This window comes from Hydrobacter penzbergensis (assembly GCF_900106985.1).
In the GTDB taxonomy this organism is placed as follows: domain Bacteria; phylum Bacteroidota; class Bacteroidia; order Chitinophagales; family Chitinophagaceae; genus Sediminibacterium; species Sediminibacterium magnilacihabitans.
The window spans coordinates 1-22,960 of record NZ_FNNO01000001.1 but is presented as its reverse complement, the minus strand read 5'-3'; the positions used below and the strand labels follow the sequence as shown (position 1 = coordinate 22,960).

Here is a 22,960-nt window from a genome sequence, read left to right as displayed (position 1 = left end):
CCGATGAAAGAGGCGTTGATCAAGTTACACATTTCGGTTTTCCTGGCCGGTTTCACCGGTATCCTGGGTATTTTAATCAGTTTGAATGAAGGGTTGCTGGTATGGTACCGGCTCATGATCACGGTGGTCAGCTTATTCGCTTTGCTGCAATGGAAGAAAAAACTCCATCATGTAACGCCGGTACAAGTGTGGTGGATGTTTGGTATCGGTGCATTGATCGCTTTGCACTGGGTGCTTTTTTATGGAAGCATCAAGGCTTCCAATGTTTCCATTGGACTGGTATGTTTTGCTTCGGTGGGCTTTTTCACCGCTTTACTCGAACCGTTGTTTACGCCCAAGAAATTCAGTTGGATAGAAACCCTGTTGGGATTGATCAGCCTGCTGGGTATCTGGCTCATTTTCCACTTCGATGCGCGCTATCGCGTGGGTATCGCCTTAGGTGTTGCCTGCGCAGTACTGGCAGCGCTTTTTACAGTACTCAATAAAAAATACGTGCACATCGCCCCGCCACAAACCATGATGTTATACGAATTGAGTGGCGGACTGGTAGTGCTTACCCTGCTCATGCCCATCTATCTCTCTTATTTTCCTGTAACGAGCATATTTCCCGGGTGGAAAGATTGGATCGGATTGCTCATCCTGAGCTGGCTCTGTACCGTATTGATGATGGACCTGATGCTGCAAGCGCTGAAAAAAGTATCGGCTTTCACGCAAAACCTCAGCCTCAACCTGGAACCGGTATATGGCATTCTCATGGCATTTATACTGTTCCATGAAAATAAAAACCTGAACGCCAGCTTTTATGCAGGCTTTGCGTTGATTGCACTCTCAGTTGTATTGCAGATGGCCAGGATCGGCTTGCCTCATATCAGGCAGAAGCAGGTCAGCGTACGTGAAAAGTAGCTTCCGTATTGCCCCAGGCAAGTGATACGGCACCTGATTTGGATATGGTATAAGTGAGCCTTTCTACGGGAGCTTTTGTTTTACCTGCTTTTACGGCTACTCTCAATGCATCATCAGCCTCTTTGTATTGAAAAGCGCCCCATTGTTTCCAGGTCTTATTGAAGATCAGGGTCCATTCTCCGCCATGTACCAATACAAAGAAGCCATATTTACCTGCAGGCAATGATTTGCCATCAATGGTGATATCCTTGCTGGTCTCGAATACAGTGGCTTCATTAGCACCGGCACGCCATACTTTGTCCTCCATGGGTTCTACATCTTTGCCCATGGTCCTTCCTTTCAAAGCAGGCTGACTGTAATTGATGGTGATAGTGGCTCCATTGGCCAGGGTTTCGCTGGTGGTGGCAGCCGGACTGGGTTTGGCATTTTGCGCAAAAGTTACAGTGGTTGTTAACAAGAGCGAGCAGGCAATAGCCAACAAAGATATGTTTTTCATAACGGTGCTTGTTTGAAAGAACAATTTAATAAAAACCCAAACGGCAACCCGGAAATAGTGATAAGCGGTCATCAGTTCATGATCGCAAAATCGGGTTTCTTGATGAATTGGCTGTTGTATTTGTAAATGAGGTTGGTAGTAAATTCAATGTTCCAGGGGGTTAAAGTGCCGGTGGTACGCGGAAAGTAAAATGCCCGCAGTTCCATGGTCCCAAATACCAGGTTCTCATTCCTGGTACGGGCGCCGGCTCCAACAGCGGTATAAATATCGCCCTTGCTGAAGTTGGCCACGCCGGTTTGCTTGAGATAGGAAACGTTGGCAAAGCCAAAGGGCGCAAAGTTGAACCCGAAAAACCGCCAGGTATTATAGAAAACAGATTCCATGTTGAAAGTAACCCTGGTAGAGGCCCTGATGTTTTCATTGCTTAGTTGCGGAATACCATAGATGCTGGAAAGGAACAGGGGGCCGTTCAGTTTTGTACGTGCCTGCTGGGTAATGCTGCCGCTGATAAAATGACGCAGGAACCACTGGCTGTTGCCCAACTTGCGCAAACGGGTAAAATATTCAACACTCGTAAGAAAACTCATGTCTTCCAGGCTGCCTTCATCAATATAAGTACCTCCGCGTACGATGTAGTTGATATAGTTTTTCCGGTTGGAAAAATAATTTCGCTGATAATCGAAGCCAAAATATGGTCTCGATAAATTATTGCGGTTGCTCCAGCCGCCCGTTAATGAAAGACTGAAACCTTCGGGAACGTCTTCGTTCCGGCCGAAACCATAGAGGAAATTGGTATGATAATAATCCTGCTCAAAAATGGTAAAAGAGCTCAATACGCTTACCTGGTTGGAATAAGCAACGTTGTACCTGGTTTTATAAATATCGGGTATATGATCAAAATCCTGGTGCAAGCCTCTTAATGCAATGAAACGCTTCAAACGTGACTTCAGGTTCTCATGAATATTGCTCCGGGCACCGATATTGTAACCCGCCCATACATCGGCCTGCCGGTAAGTGTATTTGAAGTCAGATTGGTAGAGTGAGTCACCAATATATGCATTGTCGGTATAATGAAGTGCTGCTCCAAACCCGCCCGTCCAAACATGATAAGGACTCACCAATGGCAGATCGCCCCGCACGTAAAAATTTTTCTCTTCCCTGCGGCCACTGTTGAATGCCGGAGCTTCTGTTTCGTATCCCAGCGCCATGTTTAGGAAAGTGCCGGCAATATTGCGTTTCAGGTATTCAACGCCCATTCCGTAATTAGGGCGTCGATCCATATCATAGAGGCCCTGTACCTGTAAGCGGTCGCCCGAGCCCACGATATTATCATCGTTCAATTGAACGCCCACACTGGTAATAGAGCCGGCATCCATGCTTCCGCCGATGGGGAAGACGTCTTTGCAAATGATAACCACATCCACTGAATCGGGACAACAATCGGTTTCTTTCACTACGATTCGCGCGTCTTGTAAATAAGAAAGCTCACGCAGGAACCTTTCGTTATCTGCCAGCAGGGGAGCATAGAGTGTATCACCTTTTGAAAAGAAAAGATTGTTCAGTATCACATGCTTTCGCGTGCTGGTATGCAATGCATCGCCAAGGTCGTTGAAAATATTGTGCACTACATGTGTGGTATCGTTGACTGATTTACTAAAGCCCAGTTTCTCAATTTCTATGTTACGGATGATCTTACCCTGGAATTTTCTGAAAGCCGAATCGTTCCGCACAGCGCCATTGGGAGGAACAATGATATCGGGATTGCTTACGGAAACACTTTTGCCTATACGACCCAACAACCCTTTTTTACTTGCCAGGAAAAAAGCTGTATCCTTTTTTTGCTCCTGTGCCAGCAGGGAGCCGGTAAAACAATACAGGCATATGCACACCAATAAAAGGATTCGGGAGGTATGGGTAGACGGGTGCCGCATGCGTGTGTATAAATGTATCACTTGTGCGTCAAGTTAACCAATCGTCATTGATCTGCAACAATTTGGAATGCCAAAACTGTTAAAAAAAGCCCGGTACACACACGCCGGGTTCGATTTTGGCATGGATTTGGTTAAATAAAAGTGAATCCTTACTCAATACCTTATTTATTCCTATGATCAACCAGAAAGGGCCAGCATGCCGGCCCTTTTTTATATAGCTCTAACTAACGTTATTTTTTCCCTGCCTGTACGGTAGGATAGTGGTCGATGGTTTCGAATACGTTCCTCGGATCCTGCTTGAGCATTTTGATGAACTGCCTGAGAGAATCGGCAAATTGCAGTTTTTCAAATAACCTGTCATGAGAAAGAATAACAATGGCATTTGCTGCATTGGTGTTGCCATCATCGAAATGCTGATTGATCCTTTTTACCATTTCAGCAGCGCCCTCACGGGGTGCTTTCATTTTAGCCTGCTGACCCCATTCCAGGTCCCAGCCAATGATCTTGTACCCAAGTGAGTCGAGACGCTTGATGAGCGGGTTGTTCGCTTTTTGTCCGGTTATGTTACCATTCGAAGCCCAGGTATTGTTACCCGGAAGGCGGATGATATGAACAGGTACCTGCAGTTCTTTTTCATTCCGCATAAAATCCTGGAAAGCGCTGTCCGGCATGGAGTAAAACTTGCTGTACTTATCGTTGAACCCATGACTGAAACTGTGGTTGGCCAGCAGGAACTGGGGATAGCTGTTACGAATAGAATCGATCAGTCTTTTTTTGAAAGGTCCTACCTGGTTGAAGCCCACGGCAAAGAAAGTAGCTTTAACACCTTCTTCACGAAAAATATTCCGGCAATTGGTGGTTCCGGGGGGCTGCGGAGAATCGTCCCAGGTAAGGAAAATATATCTTTTAGAACTGTCGTACTTGATCACACTGCCGGGCATCATCTTGGCAGAAGCGGCTTTCGCAGAATCGGCAGCGGCTTTGTCAGATGAAGGTTTGCTCTTGCAACTTGCCAATAATGCAATGCCCAGACCGGCATACAAAAATGTTTTCATTGGTTTCATAGTATATCAACGATGTTGAACGCAAAGATATTGTATTTACTCATCTGAACCTTTCTGAAAGCGCATAACATACTTTGTCGTTGATGCGTTTGAAAACGTCATCGTTGATGCGTCGCAGTCTCCTTTGTTTCCGATTGGCCAGAAGCCTTCCTTCGCCGTCGAAATACTGGGGCTGGTTGAAGAATGTGAGGATATAGTATTTCTTATCGGTAAAAGGCAGTTTCCATAAAATGGGTTTCATGGAAAGGAAGGTCATGTTCTTTTTCTGACCGTCAACATAATAGTCGAGGTTGTTGACCCATACACAATGAATTTCACGCATTTTTCGCAGGAGCGGCAGTACGGTTGCAGTATCCATTTGGAAGCGCCTGATAGAATCTGCCAACCTCGGCTCATTGAATCCGAACTCGTATATGTATTTCAATTTTTCGGTAATGAAAGTAATGGATACATAATCCAGGTCTCTGTCGGTGAATTCTACAGAAAAGGGTTTGTATTTGTATAATTTCCTGTACGATTGTTCGATATCGTTCAAAGCTGCTTCATTTTCATAATAATAATTGGCCGCCAGCTTCTTGTTGGAAAAACAGGAACTGCATACAACGGCCATACAGCCCAATAGTAATATGAGTAAGCAGTTACGGCGCATGCTTCCTGGGTTTTTTTAGTGTACAATGAGAAACGCCGAATATCAGCCGTTCCAGGAATGCACGCGTGACCTGTTGCAGGCTCAGGGCGCCATAATCCCAATAAGTGATATTGATCATACCATTGCTGGCCTCGTCAATCTGCTCAAGTATGATATAATGCGTGGGTACACCCGGCTTGATAACGCGGTGGTCTTTTTGGTATAAAGTCATGTTGTTCACAAACAGGGCCACCGTACCGGTTTGCAATTTTTCTTTGAGATAAGTGTAGAGATCGTCTGTGCGGATACGGATGAGATCGCTGCCTTTGGCCTTTACTTTAAAGTTGAACAATGCACGTATCATCCTGTTGAACTTACTGAAATTGGTAGCGGCCCAAAAACCATTCTCATCACCCATATCAAAATGCCGGTCAAAGAAGTTCAGATATCCCTTGAAATGATCGGCCAGGGTAAGGAACCATATCTGGTCGGCCGGCCGGATGTCCAGTTCTCCTTTGAAAGCCAGTCGCCCTGCGGCTTCTTTGATTTCAGGAGATGGAGTCAGCAGTACGCGGCCGTATTGTACTTTGCCATTGCGGTATAGATCGACCATGTTTTTTGCATAACCCAATGGGTCGAAATGCAAAGGCAGGTACGACAAAGCCGCATAGGAACAAAAATTGGTATTGTTGCCCTCGTGGATGCGCAGCGGCTCATTGATATTGTTGTTCATATTTTCGAGGAACTCATTGGGACTTACATGCGGCCAGTATTTACTTGCTGATAAAGTGTCCATACTTTTCATGAACGCAAGCGCTGCTGTTTTTGAAGAAACGGGCGTAATATCTCTGGGCGGTTTGGGATGTGCAGGAGGTTGTACCTGTGTCTGTGCGGAGAGAGAAAGCGTAAAACTGAAATAGAATAAGATGGTAGAGCAGACAATATGGGTTATCTCTTTCTTCAAGCCAATTATTTGCGTAAGCTGTTGGATATAAACGAAAGTAATGAAATAAAAAACAAAGCCCAACCACGATGGGTTGGGCTTTGCAGTAATCTTTCAATATAAATCAGGTATTAATACCTGTAGTGTTCTGCTTTGAACGGACCATGCTGCGGTATGCCCAGGTAAGCAGCCTGCTCGTCGGAGAGTTCATCCAGCTGAGCGCCTACTTTGGCCAGGTGCAAACGGGCTACTTTCTCATCCAGGTGTTTGGGCAACACATACACTTTGTTCTCGTAGTTTTTGTGGTTGTTCCACAACTCAATCTGGGCCAGTGTTTGGTTAGAGAAAGAGTTACTCATCACAAAGGAAGGGTGACCAGTAGCGCAACCCAGGTTCACCAGGCGGCCTTCAGCCAATACAATCACGTCTTTACCATCGATGTTGTACAGGTCAACCTGTGGTTTGATGGTGTCTTTGGTATTGCCATAGTTTTTATTCAACCAGGCCATGTCAATTTCAATATCAAAGTGACCGATATTACATACGATCGCTTTGTCTTTCATGGAACGGAAATGCTTTTCAGTGATCAGGTCGCGGCAACCGGAAGCGGTTACAACAATATCAGCTTCTTTCACTGCATCTACCATGCGTTTTACTTCAAAGCCGTCCATAGAAGCTTGCAGCGCGCAGATCGGATCGATCTCGGTAACGATCACGCGGCAACCCGCACCGCGCAATGATTGCGCAGAACCTTTACCCACATCGCCATAACCACCTACTACCGCTACTTTACCGGCCATCATTACATCGGTAGCGCGACGGATCGCATCTACCAGTGATTCCTGGCAACCGTATTTGTTATCGAATTTAGATTTGGTAACAGAGTCGTTTACGTTGATGGCGGGGATGGGCAGTGTGCCTTTGGCCATACGCTCGTACAGGCGGTGAACACCGGTAGTGGTTTCTTCACTCAAGCCTTTGATGTGCTGCACCAGTTCGGGGTATTTGTCGAATACTATATTGGTTAAATCGCCACCATCATCGAGGATCATGTTCAGGGGACGCTCGGCGCTACCGAAGAATAAAGTTTGTTCAATACACCAGTCGGCATCTTCCAGTGACTGGCCTTTCCAGGCAAATACGCCAATGCCGGCAGCGGCAATAGCAGCAGCGGCATGGTCTTGCGTAGAGAAGATATTACAAGAACTCCATTTCACTTCGGCGCCGAGGGCAACCAGTGTTTCAATCAGCACAGCTGTTTGGATGGTCATGTGCAGGCAACCGGCAATGCGGGCGCCTTTGAGTGGCTGTGAAGGGCCATACTCTGCACGGATGCTCATCAGACCGGGCATTTCTGCTTCGGCCAGGCGGATTTCCTTACGGCCCCAGTTGGCCAGGCTGATATCAGCCACTTTATTTTTCAGGCTAAAATCGATGGATTTGGTAAGCGTTGACATAGATCTGTTTTTAGGAACTACAAAAATAGAAATAGTAGAATAAAATACCAGTTATTTAATTTTATTTGGGATAAATACTTGTTTATTGTACATTTAAAAGAATAAAATAATAGTTATTCATGGCAAAACTGGCAAAAAAAGAGGAATCCACTAGCGGCCATTCCATCGACGAAAAAGACCTGGCCATTTTGCGGGTTTTACAACAGAATGCCCGGGCTACGGTAAAGGAGATCGCCGATGCCGTACACCTCAGTACTACGCCTGTGCACGAACGGATCAAAAGGATGGAAGAGTCGGGCGTGATCAGGCAATACGCTACCCTGGTAGATCATTCCAAAGTGAAGAAAGGATTGATGGTGATCTGTTATGTTTCATTGAAACAGCACAATAAAAACGCGGGTGCGCGGTTCATCAAACTCGTACAGGAACTGAATGAAGTGATCGAGTGTTACAATATTTCAGGTGAATTTGATTTCATGCTCAAAGTGGTAGCAGAGAGCATGGATGCTTATTATGATTTTCATGTGAACAAGCTGAGCCAGTCGGAGAATATCGGGCATGTACAAAGCGTGTTTGTGATGGGGATCATCAAACAAACGCATGTGCTGGTGCATTGATGAATGCTTAAAGCGCAACGCACAATGCTTAACGCTTAACTCGGATGGGGAGTTATAGATTATACTGCATAATGTAATCGTCCATGTAAAAACCGTTGCCGACATCGAGTTTCACTTCATCCAACACAGTGAATCCTTGTTTTTCGTAAAAGCCTTTTGCATTGTTGTTGCGGTTCACCTGCAATATCAGCTTCGTGCCACCATTGCTCCTGGCAAACTCCATTACTTTTTGCAGCAACGCTTTGCCGGCGCCGGTCTTTTGTGTGGTGGGAACCACATAGAGTTTGTGCAGTTTGAATTTGGCATTCCCTTCATTCGAAACACCCGCAAATCCCAGTGTTGCATGATCCAGCTCTGCTATATAAAACTGATGCCCCTCCAGCATTTGCTTTTGTAATGTTTCGGATGAATACATCCATGTCAGCATATAATCTATCTGCTCCTGTGAAAGGATGGAATCATAAGTAGAAGGCCAGGTATCAAAGGCGATCTGTCGAATAGCAGGGATATCAGCATGTGTGGCTTCCCGTATCAGTAATGTGCTGTTCATGCACTAATTTATTTCTTTTTCTGGAAGAATTTCTGGTTGAGCCAATGCGCCAGGTAAGCGCTACCAATACCTACTGCGGCTCCCGCAATCACATCAGAAGGATAATGTTGTCCCAAATACATACGCGAATAGCCTACGCCGGTAGCCCATGCATAGAGCGGAACAGTTACATACCATTTTTTGCATTGAATGGAAACCGAAGCGGCGGTGGAGAAAGCGGTTGATACGTGCCCGGATGGGAAAGATTTATCAGTCTCCACTACGTCGGGATAAATGCCAGTATAAGTAGCATAGGGGCGAGGCCTGTTCACAATAACTTTGAGTCCTTGTGCGGTAATGGTAGCGATCACCAGGCTGCCGGCTACTTCATAAGCCTTTTGTGCCAATTGTTTGTCTTTATTGAAGAGGGCTACCGCTGCCATTCCCAACGGCGCTGCTATAGCCAGGGGTTTGGTAGTGCTGGAAATGCCTTTCCATAAATCGCTCGAAGGTGGATTGTGATTGATGCTACGCAGCATGTCCACTTCCCAGGAAGCCTGCGAAAAGCTCTGGATAAAAGAAAAACATCCTACGATCAGTAAGATGCTTTTTATCATTAAAGAAGGTTGTTTCATGGTGTAATATTAATGCATCAAAGCCATTCGGTCTTGTTAAAGATGTTGCAGGCTTTCTTCAATGGTCTTGATCCTGGCAAGGGCATCGGCCTGTTTTTTTCTTTCCAGCTCCACCACTTCGGGTTTGGCATTTTGCACAAAGCGTTCATTGCCGAGTTTCTTCGCCACACTTTCCAGGAACTTCTGCTGGTACTCGAGGTCTTTCAGCAGTTCGGTTTTCAATGCATCAGCATCGATTTGTTTTTCCGATTCAATGAAAAACCGGTCTTTTTCAACGGCTACTACAATACTGTTGGCAACAGCATCGGCAGTGTATTGAACAGAGGCGGCATTCACCTGCTTGGCCAATATATTTTCAATGGCTTCATAGCCTGCTTTATTGGTTGTTTGAATATGCAGTTGGATGCTGTCTTTGGGTTTTACCTGGTTCTTGTTCCGGGCATCACGTAGCGCAGAGATCACCTGTTTCAGGAGCTGGCCTTCACTTAATACCAGGGCATCGGCATCAGCGGGCTTGCTGTATTGTTTTACGCAGAGATCATCGGTTCTTTCTTTCAACTGATGATAAATCTCTTCAGTAATGAAAGGCATGAACGGATGCAGTAATTGTACCAGTTCTTCAAAATACTGAACCGTTTTTTCGTAAACTACGGCATCGATAGGTTGTTCAAAACCAGGCTTCACCCATTCGAGATACCAGCTGCAGAAATCATCCCAGATAAGTGAGTAAAGGGTTTTCAGGGCTTCGCTCAGGCGGAATTGGGTCATCAGTTCATTCACTTCAGCTTTCACCTGGTTGAGCCTGTTTTCAAACCAGGTAAGTGCAAAGTTGTGTGCAGTATCTTCAGTTGCTTGTGCTTGGCGCCCTTCCCACATTTTCACCAGCTTCAACGCATTCCATATTTTGTTGTTGAAGTTGCGGCCTTGCTCCAGCGCGCTTTCATCAAACAAAATATCATTGCCGGCAGGAGAGGCGATCATGATACCGAAGCGAACGGCATCGGCGCCGTATTGATCAATCAATGCAAGCAGATCAGGCGAGTTGCCCAGGCTCTTGCTCATTTTCCTTCCCAGCTTATCACGCACGATACCGGTGAAATAAACATCTTTGAAAGGCTTCTCGCCCATGTATTCATAACCCGCCATGATCATACGTGCCACCCAGAAGAAAATGATCTCAGGTGCAGTAACCAATGTGTTGGTAGGGTAATAATATTTTACTTCAACATTGCCGGGGTTTGATAATCCTTTGAACACTTCAAAAGGCCAGAGCCAGCTCGAAAACCAGGTATCCAGGCAATCATCATCCTGCCTGATCTCTTCTATGCTGACTTTTACATGATCACTCTTGAACTGTTCAAAAGCTTCTTCCCTCGAAATAGCCACCACAAACGATCCATCGGGTGCATACCATGCCGGGATACGATGACCCCACCAAAGCTGCCGGCTGATACACCAGTCTTTGATGTTCTCCATCCAATGTCGGTAGAGGTTTTTGAATTTAGCAGGATGGAAGTGAATGCCTTCATTCATCACTGCTTCCAGTGCAGGAACGGAAATGTTTTTCATGCTTACCCACCATTGCAGGCTCAGGCGCGGTTCAACTACTGCATCGGTTCTTTCGCTGAAGCCAACCTGGTTGGTATAGTCTTCGATCTTCACCAGGTGCCCGGCGGCTTCCAATTGCGGCACGATCTTCTTCCTTACATCAAGCCTGTCTTCGCCAATGAACAATTGCGCGGCTTCGCTCATCGTACCATCATCATTCATGGTATCAACGATCTCCAGCTTGTATTTCTGCCCCAGTTGATAATCGTTCATATCATGCGCCGGCGTTACTTTCAAAGCGCCGGTACCAAAGTCCATCGTCACATAATCATCTGCAATGATGGGAATGCGCCTTCCAATGAGGGGAACGATGGCGTATTTACCGTGCAGGTGCTTGTAGCGTTCATCCTGCGGGTTCACGCAGATAGCGGTATCGCCCAGAATGGTTTCGGGCCGCACCGTGGCAATGGTAATATAGGTATTGCTGTCGTCGTCTATTTTATACTGTACATGGTAGAGCTTGCTCTGTACTTCTTTATAAATTACTTCTTCATCACTCAACGCAGTTTTAGCGCGCACATCCCAATTGATCATACGCTTGCCGCGATAGATATATCCTTTTTTATAAAGATCGATGAAGACCTGTAGTACAGAACGGGAATAATCGGGATCCATGGTGAAGGAAGTACGGTCCCAATCGAGCCCGCATCCCATTTTCTTCAACTGCTGTAAAATGATACCACCGTATTTCTCTTTCCACTCCCAGGCATATTTCAAAAATTCATCCCTGCTGATCGAGGATTTAGCAATGCCTCTTTCGCGCAGCATGGCCACCACTTTGGCTTCGGTGGCAATGGAAGCATGATCGGTTCCGGGAACCCAGCAGGCATTTTTCCCCTGCATGCGGGCGCGACGTACGAGTATATCCTGTATGGTATTGTTCAGGCAATGTCCCATGTGCAATACACCGGTTACATTCGGTGGCGGGATCACTACTGTGTATGCCTCCCTGTTGTCGGGTTTGCTGCTGAAATAGCCTTTCTTCAGCCAATGATCATACCAAAGGGTTTCTGCTTCTCCGTGGATAAAATTCTTGCTTAACATAAGGGGTGCAAAAGTAATGAAAATACGGGCACCTCATTTTGATTGAAGGGGAGAACAGCAATAGGGCAACAGGTGATAAAAAATGGGGGGATGGGGGGAAGGCTATTACATTACCAGGTAAGCATCTCGGGATTCCATTCCACGAGCGTTGCCGGAGTAACAGCAGGGGTTTCATTACCGGGATCGGTTTCGGTGGTAACCGTTCTGGTTACCCGAATTGATTGGCAGCAGGAAGAAGCTTTTCTGCAAGCTTCTTTGCCGAGGTCTTCTAGACGGCTGCGGCCCCCGGAGCAGGCCATCAATCCAACTACCAATAAGCAAACCAATAAGGAATATTTCATGGTACTCGATTTCTTCTTCAAAATTAACCGCTGTTTCCTGATTTCCAGGTTAAACTTTTTTAATAATAGTAAACGTTTGTTGGGGCATAAAGTTACACAGATGCCTGAAATATTTTTCAGCATGGCAGGGGGAATACATTATTTTCTCCGCGAAAGTATCCGCGGACTGGCTCACTGACCGGCAGAAGGAATAGATTGGTTATTAACCCAGTCTTCCTTTTAATTCAAAATAAGAAATCAGTATCACGGTAACGGCAACTACAATAACAATGATGCCATTCCTGATCTGTTCTGCTGATAAGTGAACATGATGGTTGTGTCGAGCTTTTTCCATAACAAACAATTTTAAAAATGATTGTTGATGGTGTTTCATTCAGACATGGACAGGGGGTGGCTGTCACAGGATACAGGTTATAACATCGAAAACGTCGCAAGCTAATAGAGGGTGCCGGGGCTGAAATTCATGCCAGGCTTGCGTTTTAAATCTTAGTTGTAAGATACGCCATTATTACCGAATTTACAAGTTTTATAAGCAGATGCAATTTGCAATTGTTGACATAGAAACCACCGGCGGATTTCCCCAGCAACACGGGATTACCGAGATCGCCATTGTATTGCATAATGGCACCGAAGTGGAGGGAAAATATGAGACCCTGGTGAACCCGCAGCAACCCATCCCGGCTTTCATTGCCAACATGACCGGTATCACCGATACCATGACTGCTGCCGCACCCTCTTTTGAGGAAGTAGCACCCTATATTTATAACCTACTGCACGACCGGGTTTTTGTGGCCCACAACGTGAACTTCGATTTTTCTTTTGTAAAATATCACTTGCAACAGGCTGGATTTCAGTTGAATACGCCAAAATTGTGCACCATCCGCTTAAGCCGGAAAGTGTTCCCTGGTTATCGCAAATACGGACTGGGCCATCTCTGCCGCGAGCTGGGTATAGCTATTGAAAACCGCCACCGGGCAGGGGGCGATGCGATGGCCACATCGCAGGTGCTGGACCTGGTACTACAGAACAACGGCCTGCGGTTGATCAAGGAAATGTTGAAAAAGGAGAACCACAGCCAGTTGTTGCCGGCCAACCTGTCCGAAGACCAGGTTGTAAACCTACCCAAAGAACCAGGGGTCTACTATTTTCATGATGTCAAGGGCAAAGTGATCTATGTGGGCAAGGCCAAAAACCTGAAGAAAAGGGTATTGAGCCATTTTTCCGGATTGGATACGAGCAAAAAAAGGCAGGAGTTCTTACGAACCATCCATTCAGTTACGTGTACGGTTTGTCCAACTGAATTCATTGCTTCTTTGTTCGAAAGCGTAGAGATCAAACGCCTTTGGCCCATCCAGAACAAGAGCCAGAAAAGATTCGAGCAGTTATGGGGCATCTATCTTTTCGAAGACAGCCGCGGATACCTGCGACTGGCCATCGATAAAAAAAGAAAGCACCTGGAACCGCTGGCTTCTTATGGTTTGCTGGTAGATGCGCATCGTGCGTTGTGGAAACTGGTAAAACAATTTGCACTGGATCCCTCGCTTTGTTTCCTCGATCAGAACAGTCCGGCTGTTTTACCGGATGTTACCGAATATAATCAACAGGTAAAAGACTCCATCGCCTGGTTGCATTCTCAAAAAGAAACCTTCCTCATCCGCGATAAACAAAGTTGTGTATTAGTGGAAGAGGGTGTATTCTACGGAATGGGTACCATTACGGAGGATATCAGCATTACGGAACTGAATACCCTCAAATCGCACCTCACGCATTACCCGGAAAACGAAGTGATCCGCTCCATGATCCGGAATTACACAGAACGCTACCCGGCTAAAGTAGTGCGTATGGGCTAATCATAAACAATTTGCTGACAAACAAGGGTAAGGCATCATGACAATAAACATTACAAGAAAATCATAAGGCTTCAGTGTCAAGCGTTCGGTGATGTCCAGTGACCTCATCAATTCAATCCTTGATTAGCATATTTTATCTTATCATTAAAAAAATCAGCTATGGATATTTTTTTACAGGTTAATTTTAATTCAATTACCAGTGAATGCTTTACTATTGTTAACCCGCCTGTTATCCCTAATACGGGTGACACGGTAGACTTTGAGTTTTCCGAATTCATCGAAAATAAAAAGGAGGTGCGCAAACTCGAGAACTACTTAGAGAATGGCCTTTTTATCGCAGAAAGGCTGAGTATCAGTTATTATAAAGAGCATGTCAAAGTGATTCTTGTTTTGCACGAAGACAAGCATTTCATCGAAGCTTATGGAGATAAATTTGTAACGACGAAGCTTATTTGATATTGTGTTTTACGAATTGAGCAAAAGGCAGTTCTTTCGTCCCTCCACCATTGATATATATTTCGCCTTACCATCATCGCTCAAAAAACTACGCTTCACCAATGCTATGGCGCCAGGGACGCAAGCTAGTGTTCGTTCAATTTCGCGGTTGGCCAAACGATCCGCTACCCCTGCTTTTTTGGCAAATGCCTTGAAAGAAGAAGCTGTATAACAGCCGAAGGCGGCAAAGCCTGCTTCCTCGTAATCTTTTTCATACAATCCCCCGTGCAGGGCGAGCGGGCTGTCGTTAAGGTGCAGGGCCGTGCAAAGCAGGTCGTAGGCCGGCGATAATACAAAATCTCCCTGGTCTGTTTCCATCAGCGAGAAGTTTTTTAGGTGGGCATCTCCGTTGGCAATCAAATAATTAAACAATAATAGCCGGAAAAAGCCAAGGAGCACCACAGGCGTGGCTGCGCAGTACCGCCGGATATGCTCTGCAATATCCAGGTAAGATGCATTATACTTAAAATCATGGCCTTCTTTTTCGGGTGATTTAGCCAGCAGGGTAGCAAAGTCCTCAACGAGGTATTTTTCCCGGCTGTTGGGCTTATAATCGAAGCGCCGGGTGATATAGGCGGGCGAGCCATCCTCGAAAAAAATCATCCCGTTGGCAGCAGTTTTAATACCGAATATCTGCGTGGAAATTTGCATGGTCAGGTGCTCGTTGGCGGACAGGTCGCCCACCCGGTCCAGCCGTTCTGCGGGGATAGGCTTGAGGATATGAGTGCCGGCTGTATCAGTCAATAGCAATTCATTTTTTTCTAGCTTCAGGCTGTATTTTTCCTGTACGCCACTGATGCTGATGCGCTTTCTCTTCTCATTAAACTCCTGGGTTTGTATGGCATTAATACCGGGTGCTGTAAACGGAAGAACATGCGAAACCTTCTTGGAGCGGCTGCCGAACAAAGTCAGTTGAGCAGCCGGGCTATAGGTGTTAAATCCCGATTGCAGTGTTGAAGGACAGTATTGAATATTGGGTAAGCTCATTTTATTTCTTCTAAGGTGATAGGCCCGATACTGTCATGGCCCGCGGTGGCCAGCAACAGGCCAAAATAATCTCTTTCATCAATTTTCAGCAGGCGCACTTGCATAGCTTTATTGGCCCCTTCACTGAGCATATTTACAAAGAAAGGGAACAGCGTTTCGCTTTCGTAAACTGTTGCTCGTAAAGGCAGGGTCAGGCTCACGCTGCGGCTATGGCTCCCGGCAAGATATTCCGGGTCGTAGCGAAAGCGGTAGCCGTTTTTCAACTGCGTCAGAATGCCTGCGAAGCGCCCATTATAAAAAACTTTCGCTTCTCTCATGATGCATCTATTTTAGTGGTGTCTTTCAGTAACAGCATTGGAAAAAGCCCCAACGGTTCAGCCAGTTTGAGCAGGGTATCCAGGGAAGGATTACCTTTGCCCTGTTCCACCAGTTGGATAGTACGGGTACTCACGCCCGATAATTCTGAAAGCTGGGGCTGTAATAAACCCAGGAGTTCCCGTCTTTGTTTAATGATTTCCCCTATTTTGATAGCATAATTCTGCATTATACTTCGCTTTTGAACACAAATTTACTAATAATACGCAGCAAACAATAAAAAGCGAATTAAAATTTGCTTTTTATTGTTTGCTGAAATAAGCCAGTAATTTACTTTTAAAAACGAAGTTTATTGCGTTTTAAGTGGAAGTAAGTATCCGTTATTATAAACCATTGAATAACTTTCCTCATTATATTGAGTAAATTGTAAATCATGTTTGAAAGACCTCATTTACAGTCACTTATAGGGCAACCCAGGAAGATAGCAGGTTTATCGCTGGCATAGAAGCCTATGCAGCAGATATTATACGCAAAACGCGGGGCTCAAACCCCCAATTCCAGATACATTATTGGCGGCACCGGAATGCGGAGGTCGACAGGGATGGAACTCTTGAAAAAACAATTCCATCCTCATAAGGTACTGTTGGTTGGCAAAGCAGGGTTGTCATGGGAGGAGTTTTTATCTGTTAATCCTGCCTCATTATTCTAAATTATATTATTGCAGGTATTGCCTACATTCGCAGCCCTTATTTTGATCACGTAATGAATTAACACGAATCCAATGACCGAATTTGCTCCATTGATCTCTTCCAGGCTGAATGTAAGAACTACCCAGGTTGAAGCCGTTTTATCGCTGTTTGCAGAAGGCGCCACCATCCCTTTCATTGCGCGTTACCGTAAAGACAAAACAGGCGGACTGGATGAAGTGCAGATACAACAAGTACAAGACGAGGCCAAATTCCTGAAAGAATTTACTGAACGCAGGACTTTTATTGAAAAAGCCATCAATGAGCAGGATAAAATGACGGAGGCTTTGCAGCATAAATTGAATGCGGCTACTACCATTGCAGAACTGGAAGATATTTACCTGCCCTATAAACCCAAACGCAAAACAAAAGCGCAAACGGCGAGAGAGAATGGTTTAGAACCCTTATCCATACTGATGCTGGCGCAGGAGCCGGGAGATATACAAGAAATAGCAACTTCTTTTATCAACGAAAAAATCAAAACTTCTGAAGAAGCGCTGCAAGGTGCGCGTGATATCATTGCTGAAACCGTTAATGAAGATGCACAGGTAAGAGCCAAACTGCGTAAGCTGTTTGAAGAAACCGGCGCCATGCAGAGCAAAGTGATGACCGATAAAGAAACAGAAGGCGTTAAATACAAAGATTATTTCGATTTTTCGGAGCCCATTCATAAGATACCCTCGCACCGTACACTGGCCATATTGCGCGGATTCCTGGAAGGATTCCTGCGCATGAGCATTGCACCACTTGAAGAAGAAGCGCTGCTGATGCTGGAAGAATCTTATGTTAAAAGCATGAATCCCTGGAATGAACATGTGAAGAAAGCGCTTAAAGATGCTTACCGTCGTTTATTACAGCCGAGTCTCGAAAGTGAATTCAGAACAGCGCTGAAACAAAAGGCCGATGAAGAAGCCATCAATGTGTTTGCAGAAAACCTGCGCCAGTTATTGCTGAGCGCTCCCTTGGGCAGCAAACGTATACTGGCCATCGATCCCGGATATCGTACCGGTTGTAAAGTGGTATGCCTGGATGAAAAAGGAGAATTGAAGAAAACAGACCTGATCTATGTGCACGAGAACAACCGTATTTATGAGAGTGAGCACAAGATCAAAGAACTGGTGAAACAATACCAGGTAGAAGCTATTGCTATTGGCGACGGTACGGCAGGAAGGGAAACAGAACAATTCATCAAGAAGATGGCTTTGGGTTTACCGGTATTCCTGGTAAATGAAGATGGAGCGTCTGTATATTCCGCTTCTGAAACCGCCCGTGAAGAATTTCCTGATTATGATGTAACGGTTCGTGGATCAGTGAGTATCGGTCGCCGCCTGATGGACCCACTGGCCGAACTCGTGAAAATAGATCCCAAGAGCATCGGCGTTGGTCAATACCAGCACGATGTGAACCAGTTCCGCCTAAAAGAAAGGCTCGATCAAACGGTAGTAAGTTGTGTGAACAGTGTGGGCGTGAACCTGAATACCGCCAGCAAACATTTGTTGAGTTACGTGAGTGGTATCGGCAGCACGCTGGCGGATAATATTGTGAAGTATCGGAATGAAATTGGAAAATTCAACGACCGTGCACAATTACTGAAAGTGCCCAGGCTGGGAGGTAAGGCCTACGAACAGTGCGCCGGCTTCCTGCGTATCAAGGAAGGTGGCAATCCACTTGATGCAAGTGCTGTGCACCCCGAGGCGTATACATTGGTACAACAGATGGCAGGCGACCTGGCGGTAGATGTACAGGCTTTGATCGGGTCGGAAGCATTGCTGAAAAAGATTGATCCGAAAAAATATGTATCTGAACAATTTGGTGAATTAACCATTCGTGATATCATCAATGAACTAAAGAAACCAGGCCTCGATCCACGAAACGAACTGGAACAGTTTGAGTTTGCCAATATCTACAAAATAGAAGACGTATCTACAGGCATGGTGGTGCCGGGCATAGTAACCAACCTCACCCGCTTCGGCGCTTTCATCGACATCGGCGTTAAGCAGGACGGACTCGTGCATGTAAGTGAAATTGCACACCAGTATATCAGCGATCCGGGTGAAGCGCTGAAATTGGGTCAGAAAGTGAATGTGAAAGTGCTGGAAGTAGATGTGCCCCGCAAACGTATCGCTCTTTCCATCAAACAAACTGAAGAAGCGCCTGCCAGAGGGCAACGCGCATCGCAGGGCAACAACAGGAATCCTAAATCTTTTGCCAAGAAAGAAGAAGATCTTAGTACGTTGAGTGTGAATGATGCGCTGTCTGCTCTGAAAAAGAAATTTGGAAAATAGCCGGTCAGTGTGCTACGTCGTAAAAACGCCAGGATGTAGTGAAATCGCGCTTGAGTGGTTGATTGGTGAGGATAGCCCTTACCATTTCAACAGGCATATTGTTTTCCCGTAGTATAGCATCATTGAATGCTTTCAGGCTCATCTTGCTGCTGTCGACCAGTTCTTTTTTCAACGCATAAAACTGGAAAGCGCCTGTCATGTATGCCAGTTGGTAAAGTGGTCCGTATCCCCCGGTAAATGAGCGGCGCACTTCACCTTCTGCATTGGCCCTTTCATGTCCCACACGTGCTACCAGGAAATCGATACACTGCTGGGGTGTCCATTTACCCAAATGATAATTGAGCGAAAAGATGATGCGCGCGCAACGGTGCATTCGCCAGAACAACATGCCTACGCGGTCTTCAGGGGAACGCGGGAATTGCGCATCCCATAAAAGGAATTCCCAGTAGAGCGACCAACCTTCTGTCCAGAATGGTGTTTCGAAATTGCGGTACGATTTGAAGCGGTTGTTCATGAACCCTTGCAAATGATGTCCGGCAATGAGTTCATGGTGAACAGTAGCCCTTGAAAAATGCGGGTTATTGCCACGCATGCTCATCATGCGGGAAGCAGAATCCATGGTATTGGTAGGATAAGAGATTTGCAGCAATTCTCCTCCGAGGAAAAAAGGACTTACCAGTTGTTGTGCAGGCGACATCATGGTCATGCGCCAGGTTTCTTCGGCGAGCGGCGGAATGGTCACCATATCATGTTGTTTGATGAAATCAATGGATTGGTGATAAAGATCCATGATCATCTGCGGCTGCCGTCCTTCGGGCACATAAGTGTTTTTTACTTTTTCCAGTGCGGCTTTCCAATTGTTTCCAAAACCCATATCGCGCGAAGCTTTCAGCATCTCTGTATCGCACCAGGCAAATTCTTTATTGGCAATGGTTACCAGTTCTTCGGGTGAATAGGGAATCATTTCATACTGCAACTGGCGTATCAGTTCATCCCTGCCAATGGGTGTTCCTACAATGCTGCTGGCATCTGGTTTTTGCAATCCGGTCTTATTGCCTTTATTTTTTAACAGTGTAGCATAAAAGGTGAGCGCGCTGTCAAGCGCCAGGTAGGGACCATATATCCAGCGGGTAAAAGCCGGATCGTAACCATAATAAAAATTGTAAACACTTTTCAGTGCCGCCTGTAATCCTTTGACGGTGCCTTCTGCACGAAGGGCCAGTGGCATGGGCAATGGGGCTTCCTGGTTTTGCAGGATCGATACCTGCCGGTCGAGCCGCCGCAACATCTGTTGCATTTGTAATGCTATGGATTCAGCAGGCATATAAGCGCCGCGGCGCCGGAGTTGCTCCCAGCGGTAGATGCTGTCGGCAAAAGACAGGTAGCGATGGATGGCTTTGTACTCTTTTTCTTCTTTGTTAAGCTGGTACAGTTCATTGTTGAGTTCCCGCTTGAACAACAGAAAGTCTACCTGGCTGCTCACCTGCATTGAATCGAAATTCAGTTGTTCCAGCCTGGCCAGGTAATCGCGGTTGAAGCGTTGAAAACGTTCTCTTCTTTCCGGCGAATTAATAATCGTATAAAAACGGCTGAGGCTGCCTTTATCCGCCTCGTACATGGCCATCAGCGGCTGCACTTCACTGGTCTGGTAATACGTATCGAGCGGGTCTTTCATCTGAGCATGGCCTGTATGCAGGGTTCCCAGCAATAAGAATATCAATAGGCAAATACGTGTTTTCATCCTTAAAAGTAAACATCCTCGATCAAAAAAAATGCTGCGGCTTGTTGGTTGTTCAATGTAATGGCCAATACATCGAACTGGAGGTATTGCCATTGCGGATGGAGGTATTGGTAGGCTTCCGCCGCATTGCGCAGGTGCTGCATTTTTTCTTTGGTAATGCTTTCTTCGGGCAGGCCATAGCTGAGGTTTTGCCGGGTTTTCACTTCTACAAAATGCAAACGGTTGCCGCGGCAGGCAATGATGTCCACTTCCCAATGCCGGTGGCGCCAGTTGCGATGGAGAATGGTATACCCGGCCTCGTACAGGTAGTTTGCCGCGAGTTGCTCGCCCATTTTGCCAGTGTGTAAATGGTGTAACATATTAACTTTGATTTCATTAAATTCTCGTTCTTGTGTATGATATTTGCTATGTGTAGTTTTTTAAAAGTTTAACGGGTTTCATCGATGCAACAACAAAGCGATAAAATCATACGACTGCAAGGTAAAGTGCAACACTACGCTTGGGGCGGAGCGGAATTTATTCCGGGTCTTTTGGGTATTTCCAATGAACAGAAAAAACCTTTTGCAGAATACTGGATGGGCGCACATCCTTCTGCACCTTCTGAACTCATCTCTTCTAAAGGGAATCAATCATTATATGAAGCCATCAGCTATCACCCGGTAACTATGCTGGGTGAAAAAGTGTACCAGGCTTTTGGTGAATTGCCTTATCTCTTCAAAGTGCTCGATGTAAAGCAGATGCTTTCCATACAAGTGCACCCTACCAAGGAAGAAGCGGAAAAAGGATATGATGCGGAAGAAGCGGAGGGCATACCATTGAACGCACCACATCGCAACTATAAAGACCGAAACCATAAACCCGAAGTGATGGTAGCGTTGAGCGAGTTCTGGCTATTACATGGATTTAAATCCAAAGCGGCGCTGGAAAAGTTGTTGAGTGAAGTGCCCGAATTCAATGTGTTCCTGCCTTATTTCAAGAAAGCGGGCGTTAAGGCTTTGTACCAGCTGGTGATGGAAATGGGACAAGCCGAAGTAAGTGCTTTATTGGCTACATTGGTAAAAAGAGCCATCCGGTTGAAACAGGAAGGGACCATCGACCCGTCGCACCCTGCATGGTGGGTGGCGGAATGGTATGCTTACCAGCCTGAAGGAGCGGATATTGACAGAGGTATTTTTTCGATTTATTTTTTCAACATTGTTCGGCTCAGTCCCGGCCAGGCCATATTCCAGGGTGCAGGTATTCCGCATGCATACCTGCAGGGACAAAACATAGAGTTGATGGCCAATAGCGATAATGTGTTACGGGGCGGACTCACATCCAAACACATTGATGTGCCGGAGCTCATGAAGCATACCATTTTTGAAGAAGTAGTGCCTGAAATTCTGAATGGAAAAACAGTGCTTCCGGGAGAAACCGTTTATCCATGCCCTGTGCCTGATTTTGGTATCAGCAAAATTGAACTCAATAGCGGACTTTCTTATACCAGCCGGGCTGCTTCGCTTGAAATATGCATTGTAACAGATGGCGGCGCATTGATCGATAACAGCCTTGTGCTGAAAAGGGGAGAAGCAGTGGCCATGCTGCCGGGGGCGGAATATACTATTTATGCATCCGGACCTTGTACCATCTTCAAAGCATTCGTGCCTGGCGGATCATCAGACGTTGAGTGATCGTTCATATCCTTCATCAATCAATAAATGTTTGCCGTCGGCCGCTGCTGTAGCGAGCTCATCACAACGGTTATTCAGGGCATTATCGGCATGTCCCTTCACCCATACAAAGCGCGGTTTGTAATGGCGCGTGAGTTGATAATAACGCGTCCAGAGGTCTTTATTTTTTTTCCCTCCTTTGAAATCGGTGCGTATCCAGTTGTCTAGCCATTTTTTTTCTACGGCATTCACTATATACTGGCTATCGGTATAGATGGTGAGTGGAATATTTTTTTTAGTGAGCGATTCCAGTGCCACGATCACAGCCAGCAATTCCATACGATTGTTGGTGGTAAGACGATAGCCGGCCGATAATTCTTTGCGTTGTTGTCCCCATAGCAGTACCACACCATAACCGCCAGGCCCGGGATTACCCCTTGCAGCGCCATCGGTATAAATGAGTAACTGGTGTCCCTGTAGTTGTTGTTCACTCATGACAGCGAATAAGTTCCTTTCATGTACAATATGGCCTGTCCGGCAATGGTAACCCTTTCTCCCAGAAAACCACACCAAAGATGCCCCCGCCTTTTAGACATTTGAACATTAACGTTTCGTCTTAATTAAAAGAATTTCAACTGATTATCTTTTTGCTCTTTGAAATTTTGTTGTATGGGTTCAGCGAATAGTTCGTGTAGA

At 45.8% G+C, this 22,960-nt stretch carries 23 protein-coding genes; 7 read left to right on the top strand and 16 right to left on the bottom strand.

Going from position 1 to position 22,960, the window contains the following annotated elements:
* Positions 1-3 precede the first annotated feature (3 nt).
* Positions 4-903, top strand: coding sequence for a DMT family transporter (locus tag BLU98_RS00110; protein WP_092721230.1), 900 nt, complete (start codon positions 4-6; stop codon positions 901-903).
* Here the strand turns inward: BLU98_RS00110 and BLU98_RS00105 are convergent.
* The 6 genes from BLU98_RS00105 to ahcY all read right to left on the bottom strand — a co-directional run bounded on the left by BLU98_RS00105 (position 884) and on the right by ahcY (position 7,422).
* Positions 884-1,399: a DUF2911 domain-containing protein gene (locus tag BLU98_RS00105; protein ID WP_092721877.1), complete on the bottom strand. Its 516-nt coding sequence runs from the start codon at positions 1,397-1,399 to the stop codon at positions 884-886. The two genes, BLU98_RS00110 and BLU98_RS00105, sit on opposite strands and share 20 nt — an antisense overlap.
* Positions 1,400-1,470: 71 nt before the next feature.
* On the bottom strand, positions 1,471-3,351 hold the full coding sequence (locus BLU98_RS00100; protein ID WP_139173794.1) for a BamA/TamA family outer membrane protein: 1,881 nt from the start codon (positions 3,349-3,351) through the stop codon (positions 1,471-1,473).
* Positions 3,352-3,560: 209 nt separating this feature from the next.
* Positions 3,561-4,385 (bottom strand): polysaccharide deacetylase family protein, encoded by an 825-nt coding sequence (locus BLU98_RS00095; protein WP_257574589.1) that lies wholly within the window; start codon positions 4,383-4,385, stop codon positions 3,561-3,563.
* 49 nt (positions 4,386-4,434) lie between these two features.
* Complete coding sequence (locus tag BLU98_RS00090) at positions 4,435-5,043, bottom strand: hypothetical protein (protein ID WP_092721227.1); 609 nt, start codon at positions 5,041-5,043, stop codon at positions 4,435-4,437.
* Positions 5,033-5,986: a hypothetical protein gene (locus tag BLU98_RS00085; protein WP_139173793.1), complete on the bottom strand. Its 954-nt coding sequence runs from the start codon at positions 5,984-5,986 to the stop codon at positions 5,033-5,035. Before BLU98_RS00085 ends, BLU98_RS00090 begins: the two co-directional genes overlap by 11 nt.
* 110 nt (positions 5,987-6,096) lie before the next feature.
* The gene (gene ahcY / locus BLU98_RS00080; protein WP_092721225.1) at positions 6,097-7,422 is read right to left on the bottom strand and encodes an adenosylhomocysteinase; all 1,326 of its coding nucleotides are present in this window, start codon (positions 7,420-7,422) and stop codon (positions 6,097-6,099) included.
* Positions 7,423-7,541: 119 nt separating this feature from the next.
* Here ahcY and BLU98_RS00075 point away from each other — a divergent pair, with 119 nt between their 5' ends.
* The gene (locus BLU98_RS00075) at positions 7,542-8,039 is read left to right on the top strand and encodes an Lrp/AsnC family transcriptional regulator (protein ID WP_092721224.1); all 498 of its coding nucleotides are present in this window, start codon (positions 7,542-7,544) and stop codon (positions 8,037-8,039) included.
* A 52-nt stretch (positions 8,040-8,091) separates the two neighbouring features.
* Here the strand turns inward: BLU98_RS00075 and BLU98_RS00070 are convergent, their stop codons facing one another.
* Genes BLU98_RS00070 through BLU98_RS00060 form a run of 3 tightly spaced genes read right to left on the bottom strand, consistent with a single transcriptional unit; the run spans position 8,092 to position 11,855 of the window.
* Positions 8,092-8,589, bottom strand: a complete 498-nt coding sequence (locus BLU98_RS00070; RefSeq protein ID WP_092721223.1) for a GNAT family N-acetyltransferase — start codon at positions 8,587-8,589, stop codon at positions 8,092-8,094.
* A gap of 8 nt (positions 8,590-8,597) precedes the next feature.
* A complete protein-coding gene (locus BLU98_RS00065) occupies positions 8,598-9,203 on the bottom strand; it encodes a phosphatase PAP2 family protein (protein ID WP_092721222.1) in 606 nt (201 codons plus the stop codon).
* A 36-nt stretch (positions 9,204-9,239) separates the two neighbouring features.
* The gene (locus BLU98_RS00060; RefSeq protein ID WP_092721221.1) at positions 9,240-11,855 is read right to left on the bottom strand and encodes a valine--tRNA ligase; all 2,616 of its coding nucleotides are present in this window, start codon (positions 11,853-11,855) and stop codon (positions 9,240-9,242) included.
* Between the two features lie 90 nt (positions 11,856-11,945).
* Here BLU98_RS00060 and BLU98_RS00055 point away from each other — a divergent pair, with 90 nt between their 5' ends.
* Positions 11,946-12,374, top strand: coding sequence for a hypothetical protein (locus BLU98_RS00055; protein ID WP_092721220.1), 429 nt, complete (start codon positions 11,946-11,948; stop codon positions 12,372-12,374).
* Positions 12,375-12,398: 24 nt separating this feature from the next.
* On the opposite strand, the gene BLU98_RS17625 is transcribed toward BLU98_RS00055, so the two are convergent.
* Positions 12,399-12,530 (bottom strand): hypothetical protein, encoded by a 132-nt coding sequence (locus BLU98_RS17625; protein WP_257574588.1) that lies wholly within the window; start codon positions 12,528-12,530, stop codon positions 12,399-12,401.
* A 202-nt stretch (positions 12,531-12,732) separates the two neighbouring features.
* On the opposite strand from BLU98_RS17625, the gene BLU98_RS00050 reads away from it, so the two are divergent.
* Complete coding sequence (locus tag BLU98_RS00050; RefSeq protein WP_092721219.1) at positions 12,733-14,046, top strand: exonuclease domain-containing protein; 1,314 nt, start codon at positions 12,733-12,735, stop codon at positions 14,044-14,046.
* A 159-nt stretch (positions 14,047-14,205) separates the two neighbouring features.
* Entirely contained in the window at positions 14,206-14,502 is a 297-nt protein-coding gene (locus BLU98_RS00045; RefSeq protein WP_092721218.1) for a hypothetical protein, read from the top strand.
* Positions 14,503-14,511: 9 nt separating this feature from the next.
* On the opposite strand, the gene BLU98_RS00040 is transcribed toward BLU98_RS00045, so the two are convergent.
* The 3 genes from BLU98_RS00040 to BLU98_RS00030 are packed head-to-tail and all read right to left on the bottom strand — an operon-like array spanning position 14,512 to position 16,072.
* Complete coding sequence (locus BLU98_RS00040; protein WP_092721217.1) at positions 14,512-15,528, bottom strand: type II toxin-antitoxin system HipA family toxin; 1,017 nt, start codon at positions 15,526-15,528, stop codon at positions 14,512-14,514.
* Positions 15,525-15,845, bottom strand: a complete 321-nt coding sequence (locus tag BLU98_RS00035) for a HipA N-terminal domain-containing protein (RefSeq protein WP_092721216.1) — start codon at positions 15,843-15,845, stop codon at positions 15,525-15,527. The genes BLU98_RS00040 and BLU98_RS00035 overlap by 4 nt, the downstream gene beginning before the upstream one ends.
* On the bottom strand, positions 15,842-16,072 hold the full coding sequence (locus BLU98_RS00030) for a helix-turn-helix domain-containing protein (protein ID WP_092721215.1): 231 nt from the start codon (positions 16,070-16,072) through the stop codon (positions 15,842-15,844). Before BLU98_RS00030 ends, BLU98_RS00035 begins: the two co-directional genes overlap by 4 nt.
* 552 nt (positions 16,073-16,624) lie before the next feature.
* Here BLU98_RS00030 and BLU98_RS00025 point away from each other — a divergent pair.
* Positions 16,625-18,874, top strand: coding sequence for a Tex family protein (locus tag BLU98_RS00025; protein WP_092721214.1), 2,250 nt, complete (start codon positions 16,625-16,627; stop codon positions 18,872-18,874).
* A 4-nt stretch (positions 18,875-18,878) separates the two neighbouring features.
* Here the strand turns inward: BLU98_RS00025 and BLU98_RS00020 are convergent, their stop codons facing one another.
* Complete coding sequence (locus tag BLU98_RS00020; protein WP_092721213.1) at positions 18,879-20,615, bottom strand: DUF885 family protein; 1,737 nt, start codon at positions 20,613-20,615, stop codon at positions 18,879-18,881.
* Between the two features lie 2 nt (positions 20,616-20,617).
* On the bottom strand, positions 20,618-20,974 hold the full coding sequence (locus BLU98_RS00015) for a YraN family protein (protein ID WP_092721212.1): 357 nt from the start codon (positions 20,972-20,974) through the stop codon (positions 20,618-20,620).
* 84 nt (positions 20,975-21,058) lie between these two features.
* Between BLU98_RS00015 and manA the strand changes: the two genes are divergently transcribed.
* Positions 21,059-22,285 (top strand): mannose-6-phosphate isomerase, class I, encoded by a 1,227-nt coding sequence (gene manA, locus BLU98_RS00010; RefSeq protein WP_092721211.1) that lies wholly within the window; start codon positions 21,059-21,061, stop codon positions 22,283-22,285.
* On the opposite strand, the gene rnhA is transcribed toward manA, so the two are convergent.
* The gene (gene rnhA / locus BLU98_RS00005; protein WP_092721210.1) at positions 22,271-22,759 is read right to left on the bottom strand and encodes a ribonuclease HI; all 489 of its coding nucleotides are present in this window, start codon (positions 22,757-22,759) and stop codon (positions 22,271-22,273) included. The genes manA and rnhA overlap by 15 nt on opposite strands.
* Positions 22,760-22,960: the final 201 nt, after the last annotated feature.